This window comes from Streptomyces sp. NPDC058955, assembly GCF_042741435.1.
In the GTDB taxonomy this organism is placed as follows: domain Bacteria; phylum Actinomycetota; class Actinomycetes; order Streptomycetales; family Streptomycetaceae; genus Streptomyces.
In genome coordinates, this window is record NZ_JBHYKM010000138.1 from 1 (window position 1) to 1,966 (window position 1,966).

Sequence of the window (1,966 nt, forward strand, 5' to 3'; positions counted from 1 at the left end):
GCGGCACCCTAACGCGCCGACCACACCCCCGACGGCCGGTTCACCGTCGACCTGCGGGGCCACGGTGCGGAACCGGCCGAACCGCGCGAGGTCCTCGGCTCGCTGCTGCGCGCCTGCGGCATCACGGGGGACGCGCTGCCACCGGACACCGAGGCCCGTTCCGATCTGTTCCGCACCGTGACCGCGCGGCGCCGAGTGCTGCTCCTCCTCGACGACGCCGCCGACGAGGCACAGGTCAGGCCGCTGCTGCCGACCGAGGGCCGCTCGCTGACCCTGGTCACCAGCCGCAACGCCCTCACCGGCCTCGAAGGCGCCCACCGCCTCGCCCTCGGACTGCTGCGCCGCGAGGAGTCCGTGGCCCTGCTGGCCCGGGTCATCGGCCCGGCACGGGTGGCGGCGGAGGCCCAGGCGGCACGCGACCTGACGGAACTCTGCGGGCAGCTCCCGCTGGCGGTCCGGATCGCCGCCCAGAAACTGGCCGCCCGGCCGCATGAACGCCTCGCCCGGCTTGTGGCCCGGCTCGCCGACGAGAGCCGTCGCCTCGACGCCCTGGAGGCCGGCGACCTGCGGGTGCGGGCCGCCTTCGCGCTCTCCTACCGGCAGCTCGACCCGTCGGCGCGGCTGCTGCTGCGGCGCGCCACCCTGGCAGCCGGGCCCGACTTCTCCCCCCGCACCGCGGCGCTCCTGGCGGGCATGCCGCCCGGCCGGGCGGAGCGGTACGCGGAGGAGCTGGCCGACCGGGGGCTGCTGATGCCCGACCCGGCCGTCGAGCGCTACCGCTTCCACGACCTGCTGCGCCTGTTCGCCGCCGAGTGCCTCGACGAGGACGACCCCGCCGAGGTGGCACGCCGCCAGGAGGAGACGACGCACTGGACGTTGGCCCGCGCCACGGCCGCCGCCCTCCACTTCGACGCCGAGCGCGCGCCCGCCGGCGACCCCGAACCGGCGACCGCGCCACGCGGCCCCGAGGAGGCCCGCGACTGGCTGGAGGCCGAGCGGGCCCAGTGGCTGGACGCCCTGCGCCGGGCACAGGCGGCCGGACACCACCGAGAGGTCCTGGACACGGCGGAGGCCATGCACTGGTTCTCCGACCGGGTCCAGCACTGGGAGCAGTGGACGGAGGTGTTCCGCCGCTCGGTGGCGGCCGCCCGTGCCCTGGGCGACCGTCGCGAGGAGGCCACGCACCTCAACTACCTGGCCTGGTCGTACAACCTGTGCGTGCACGACCCCGCCCAGGGGCTCGCCACCGCCCGCGAGGCACTGGCCGCGGCGCGCGAGGCGGACGACCTCCTCCAGGTGGGCTGGGCATACGGCTACGGGGCGGGGGCCATGGTCCGCCTCGGCCGCGCCGGGGAGGCGGTGGCCTGGCTGGAGAACGCCGCGGCCTGCCACCGGGAGAACCCGGTCCCGCAGGCCCGCCTCGCGGAGCTGTCCACCCTCAACACCCTGGGCCGGCAACTGCGCTTCCTGGGCCGGGCCGAGGAAGCCCTGACCGTCCACCGGCGGACCGAGGAGCTCTGCCTGGCCGGGGTCCCCGGCCGGACGGCGGGCGTCCTGGAACTCTTCCGGGCCTACGTCCTGCACGAACTCGGCCAGGACCTCGGCGTGCTGGGCCGCTGGACGGAGGCCGAGCCGCTGCTGCGCCGCGCCCTGGAGAGCTTCGAGTCGTCCGGCATGGACGCCTGGAGTGAACCCGTCCGGCTCGACCTGGCCATCGCGCTGCGCCGCCTCGGTCGCGAGGCGGAGGCTCGCACCATGCTGGAGGCGGCCCGCCGCGGCCTCGGCGAGCAGAGCCACCCCCGCCTCGCGGAGGCCGACCGGGAACTCGCCATCCCCGGCGCCCCGGACGCCGGCCACCACTGATCGTTTCAGAATGAGGTTCGAAAGCACACTGGTGTGGGGCAGGGGGGGTTTGGCCGGTGGGGCCACACGGGTGAGTGAGGGGGGGTGAGGCGCGGGTTGTGAG

Annotated in this window: 1 protein-coding gene; it reads left to right on the plus strand. The window is 76.1% G+C overall.

Going from position 1 to position 1,966, the window contains the following annotated elements; translation table 11 throughout:
• Positions 1-135 precede the first annotated feature (135 nt).
• Complete coding sequence (locus ACFW1I_RS33650) at positions 136-1,863, plus strand: tetratricopeptide repeat protein (RefSeq protein WP_384677147.1); 1,728 nt, start codon at positions 136-138, stop codon at positions 1,861-1,863.
• The last annotated feature ends 103 nt before the right edge of the window (positions 1,864-1,966 follow it).